3 protein-coding genes and 1 pseudogene are annotated in these 5,106 nt (G+C 74.3%); 3 read left to right on the forward strand and 1 reads right to left on the reverse strand.

The window, feature by feature from the left end; all coding sequences use genetic code 11:
* Positions 1-1,609 (reverse strand): ATP-binding protein (locus tag ACFV5N_RS24445; RefSeq protein WP_385603730.1); only part of this gene is annotated, 1,609 nt, incomplete at its 3' end.
* Positions 1,610-1,896: 287 nt separating this feature from the next.
* On the opposite strand from ACFV5N_RS24445, the gene gabT reads away from it, so the two are divergent.
* From gabT to ACFV5N_RS24460, 3 genes and pseudogenes are all read left to right on the forward strand, one after another.
* The gene (gene gabT, locus ACFV5N_RS24450; protein ID WP_385603733.1) at positions 1,897-3,255 is read left to right on the forward strand and encodes a 4-aminobutyrate--2-oxoglutarate transaminase; all 1,359 of its coding nucleotides are present in this window, start codon (positions 1,897-1,899) and stop codon (positions 3,253-3,255) included.
* A gap of 249 nt (positions 3,256-3,504) precedes the next feature.
* Positions 3,505-4,695, forward strand: coding sequence for an AAA family ATPase (locus ACFV5N_RS24455; RefSeq protein WP_385603736.1), 1,191 nt, complete (start codon positions 3,505-3,507; stop codon positions 4,693-4,695).
* Positions 4,692-5,106, forward strand: a pseudogene (locus ACFV5N_RS24460) (hypothetical protein); the annotation flags it as partial. The gene ACFV5N_RS24455 and the pseudogene ACFV5N_RS24460, both read left to right, overlap by 4 nt.

Raw genomic sequence — 5,106 nt, forward strand, 5'->3', positions numbered from 1 at the left:
CGTCCAGCTCGCGCTGCTGGCTCCACGCCCCGGCGTGGCCCAGGTCCTCGCGCAGGGTGGCCAGCAGTGCCGGGGCGCCGTCCAGCATGGCGCGCAGCTCCGGTATGCCGGGGAAGTGGCCGTAGGCGGCCTGGAACGGGCCGATGAGCTGGGCCAGTACCGCGGCGGCGGTCCGCGGGTCGGTTTCGGTGTCGCCGACCAGGGCCTCCGCCAGCAGCGCCGCCGCCTCGTCGGTGTCGGCCGCGCCGCCGTACGGGTCCAGGACGTGGGTGGACCGCTCGTCGCCGATCCGCACGATGATGTCGAACGCGTCGTCGGGTCCGAGCGCGCTGCGCGCCGTGCCGACCGCGACGACGGCGGCCTGCCCGGTCAGCGCGTGCAGGCACAGCGCTTCGGTGACCGGCCGGATCACCCGCCCCGTCTTCCCCGAGCCCGGCGGCCCGACGGCCAGCAGCGAGGTGCCCAGGACCGTGGGGTCGAGGGCGATCTCCTCGCCGCGGTGCTCGTAGGGGTTGCGTTCCTCGTCGACCGCGCGGCCGATGCACACCTGCCGGGTCAGCAGGTCGTGGCGTGCGGTGCGCACCGTCAGATCGCGGTGCCCGGAGGGGTGGACGAACGCCCCGGCGCCGTCGCTGAGCGCGGAGGCCGCGAACTGTTCCAGGGCGGTGGGCCGGGCCCGGACCGCGCGCCAGGCGTACTCGATGCGCGCGTAGTCCACGTCGCTCATGGCCCCGTTGCGCATCTCGTCGGCGAGGTGATCGGCGGCGCCGGCCGCACCCGCCTCGCGCAGTTCGCTCCACTCCGCCAGCCGCTCGCGCTCCCGGTCGCGCGGCGTACCGGCGCCGTGCCCGCCCAGCCAGGCCGGGCGGTAGCGGCGCCAGATCGCGCCCCAGCCGCCCGCCAGGCCGAGGACCAGCGCGAGCAGCAGCGCGTAGAGCACGTAGTACAGGTTGTAGGCGACGGTGTAGGCCGTGGTGTCGCCGCTCTCCCACCAGGAGTCGGGTACCAGCGCGTACAGCGGCTCCAGCCAGAACGTCCACACGCCGCGGAAGCTGAGCGTCCACACCACGTAGCCGGCGACCGCCGCCGCGGTGGCGCGCAGCACCACGGACCGCTCCAGCGGCTCCGTGCCCGGCGGCAGGCCCAGCAGCCGCAGCGCGGTGGGGCGGTGCCGCCGCCACAGCGCGGGGGCGTGGCCGAGGCGGCCGAACACGTACGCCAGCAGGCAGATGAACAGCACCTGGTAGGTGTGGATCACGCTGATCCCGGCGGTGGTCGGGCCCCAGGATCTCGCCCCGGCCCAGTCCAGCGGCCAGTCGACGGCGCGCAGATAGCGGTTGTCGTACAGCGACCACACCAGCCAGCCAGCCAGCAGGCCCAGCAGGGCGGTGCCGTGCAGTTCGCGGTCGCCGAGCCGGTTGGGGTCCTGCGGCGGTTTGGGGACGTGGCCCAGCCGCCAGATGCCGGCGCCGGCGGCCGGCCGCGGCGTGCGCGCCCAGCGCACCAGCGGCGGGGCGGCGGGCTCCGCGGGCTCCTGCCGGGGCAGCGGCGGGGCGGTGTGCTGCGGCGGTACCACGGGGGTGCGCCGTACCTCGCCGTCCGTCGTCATTCTTCCCAAGCCCCCTGACCGCCGCGATGGCTGACTGTGCGTCGTCATCAATCTAATCGAGCGCGCTGAACGCCGGGAACGGCGTTCGCACCACGGATCCCGGCCGTCCGGTGCCCGGCCCGGTGCGGGTGGGCCGGATGCGCGGGCGCCGGCCCCGGGAGGCGGATGTCCAGCGCGGCCAAGTGACGGGCGCAACTGCTCCGTGGCGGTGCATGCCCGGGCCCGGCGGCTGGCCCTAGCCTGCCAGGCAGAGCGAGAAGCAGCCCTTCGTACCGAGGAGTGCGCACATGAGCAGCTTGACCGAACTGTCCGGCGGCCCCGCCCTGCGCCAGGAGCGGCGCCTCGTCACCGAGATCCCCGGGCCGAAATCACGGGAGCTGCTGGCCCGCAAGCAGGCGGCGGTCGCCAATGGTGTGGGCACCGTCCTGCCGGTGTTCATCCAGCGGGCCGGCGGCGGCATCGTGGAGGATGTCGACGGCAACGCCCTGATCGACTTCGGCTCCGGAATCGCGGTCACCTCGGTGGGCAACAGCGCGGAGGCGGTGGTGCGCCGGGCCACCGAACAGCTGACGAGGTTCACGCACACCTGTGCCATGGTCACTCCGTACGAGGGATACGTGGAGGTGTGCGAGGAACTGGCGCGGCTCACCCCGGGCGACCACCCGAAGAAGTCGGCACTGTTCAACTCCGGTGCGGAGGCGGTGGAGAACGCGGTGAAGATCGCCCGGTACGCCACCGGGCGGCAGGCGGTCGTCGTCTTCGAGCACGGCTACCACGGCCGCACCAACCTCACGATGGCGCTGACCGCGAAGAACATGCCGTACAAGCACGGCTTCGGGCCGTTCGCCCCGGAGATCTACCGGGTGCCGGTGGCGTACCCGTACCGCTGGCTGACCGGCCCCGAGCGCTGCGCGGAGGAGGCCGCCGCCCAGGCGATCGACCTGATCACCAAGGACATCGGCGCGGAGAACGTCGCGGCGATGCTCATCGAACCGCTCCAGGGCGAGGGCGGCTTCATCGAGCCGGCGAAGGGCTTCCTGCCGCGGATGGCGGAGTTCGCCCGGGAGAACGGCATCGTGTTCGTCGCGGACGAGATCCAGTCCGGGTTCTGCCGCACCGGGCAGTGGTTCGCCAGCGAGGACGAGGGCCTGGTGCCCGACCTCATCACCACCGCCAAGGGCATCGCCGGCGGCCTGCCGCTGGCGGCGGTCACCGGCCGGGCCGAGCTGATGGACGCCGCGCACACCGGCGGCCTCGGGGGTACGTACGGCGGCAACCCGGTGGCCTGCGCGGCGGCGCTCGGCGCGATCGAGACCATGCGCGAGCTGGACCTGCCGGCCAGGGCGCGGCGCATCGAGGAGATCATGAAGCCCCGGCTGCGGGCGCTGGCCGACCGGTTCGCGCTGATCGGGGAGGTACGGGGGCGCGGGGCGATGCTGGCCATCGAGCTGGTGCACCCCGGTACCAAGGAGCCGGCGCCCGAGGCCACGGCCGCGGTGGCGGTGGCCTGCCACCGGGCCGGGCTGCTGGTACTGACCGCCGGCACGTACGGCAACGTACTGCGCTTCCTGCCACCGCTGGTGATCGGCGAGGACCTGCTGACGGAGGGTCTGGACATCCTGGAGGGCGCCCTGTCGGAGGCGTGAGCAAGGCGTCCGTCCGCGCCGGGCGGTGACGGACCGTCCGCGCCATGGGACACGACGCCCGGCGGCCGGGGGCCCCTGAGGGGCTCCCGGCCGCCGCGCTATCTTGCTCGGGCGGCGGGCCGGCACCGGTGCGGCACGGCGCGACCGCTGCCGACCGCGGCCGGCGGGGGCAAGACGCAGGGGCGGGGCGAGGGCGGGGGGAAGGCCGCCCCGGCAGCCCCTTCGGTGTCACGGGCAAGGGAGTCGCACATGGACGCGCAGGACACGGCCGCCCGGCTGCGGGCGATCGGCGAGGAACTGTCGGACCGCTTCTACGAGCGGGCCGATGTGATCCGCACCCTGATGGTGACGCTGCTGGCCGGGCAGCATTCGCTGGTGCTCGGCCCACCGGGAACGGCGAAGTCCGAGATGGCCCGGGAACTCACCGGACGGATCGACGGGGCGGCCTACTGGGAGATCCTGCTGTCGAAGTTCACCGCCCCCACCCGGATGTTCGGCCCCGTCGATGTGGCGGCGCTGGCGCGGGGCGAGTACCGCCAGGTGTACGAGGGGCGGGCGACCACCGCGCACATCGCGTTCATCGACGAGATCTTCAAATGCTCGACGGCGGCGCTGAACGAGACCCTCGGCTTTCTCAACGAGCGGATCTACCACCCCGAGAGCGGCGGCGCCCCGATCCGCTGCCCGCTCATCGGGGCCATCACGGCGAGCAACGAACTGCCCGGCGGCGAGGAGGCGGCGGCGATCTACGACCGGCTGCTGGTACGGATCGAGGTCGGATACCTGGCGGACCCCTCGAACTTCGCCGCGCTCGTGCGCTCCGCCGTCGGCCGCCGGGCCCCGGCGGCCAGGACCACCGTGACCCTCGGCGCGCTGCAGCACGCCGTGACCGAGTCCGTCCCCGCCGTGGCGGTCCCCGAGTCCATCGTCGACGCGGTGTGCACGCTGCGGGCGGCGCTGCGCCGCAAGGAACTCGTCGCCTCCGACCGCCGCTGGCGGCAGGCGGTGGGTCTGCTCCAGGCGTCCGCGTTCCTGGACGGCCGGCCCGCGGTCGGCGAGGGCGATCTGTCGGTGCTCACCCATGTCCTGTGGGACTCCCCCGCCGAACGCCCCACCGTGGAACGCGAGGTGCTGCACCTGGTCAACCCGGACGCCCGGGAGGCGCTGGATCTGGCGGACACCATCGAGGAACTGGAGGCCCAGCTGGACGCGATGGCCGGGCAGTCCCGCGAAGCCCTGAGCGAATGGGTCATCAAGAAGGCGCACGGGCCACTGGCCATGGCCGGTCAGCGGCTGGAGAAGCTCCGCGCGGAGGCGCTGAGCGCGGGGCGGTCCACCGCGACCATCGACCGGGTCACCGGCCGCCAGCGGGCGGTGCGGGCGCGGGTGCTCACCGAGGCGCTCGGCGTGGACGCCGGGACGGTGCAGGTGCAGCCGTGAACGGCGCGGCGGCGGACGGCGCAGAGGCCACGGCGGGCCGGGGCACCACCGCGACCGGGGCGACCGCTGCGGCGGGGGCCGGGGCGGCCGCGGGCGGGCTCGCCGCGGCGGCGGTGATCGCCGACCGGTTCGACCGGTTCACGTGGAGCGACACCCGTGCGCAGTCGGCCGGGCTGCGGGACCTGGCCGCGCAGCTGACCGGGCGGTACGCGGGCGCGGACGATCTGCTCACCGATGTGTTCCTCGCGGCCTACAAGCTCGGCCCCCGGGTGCGGGAGGCGGCGGAGATGGACCCGGCACGGCTGGTGCATCACCGGATCGTCACGGAGCTGGTGGAGTCGGCGGAGTTCACCGAGCTGCGCCGGGAGACGGTCGGGGATCCGTACGCCGCCGCCATGGCCGTCCTGGCCC

Source organism: Streptomyces sp. NPDC059853, assembly GCF_042731495.1.
Taxonomy (GTDB): domain Bacteria; phylum Actinomycetota; class Actinomycetes; order Streptomycetales; family Streptomycetaceae; genus Streptomyces.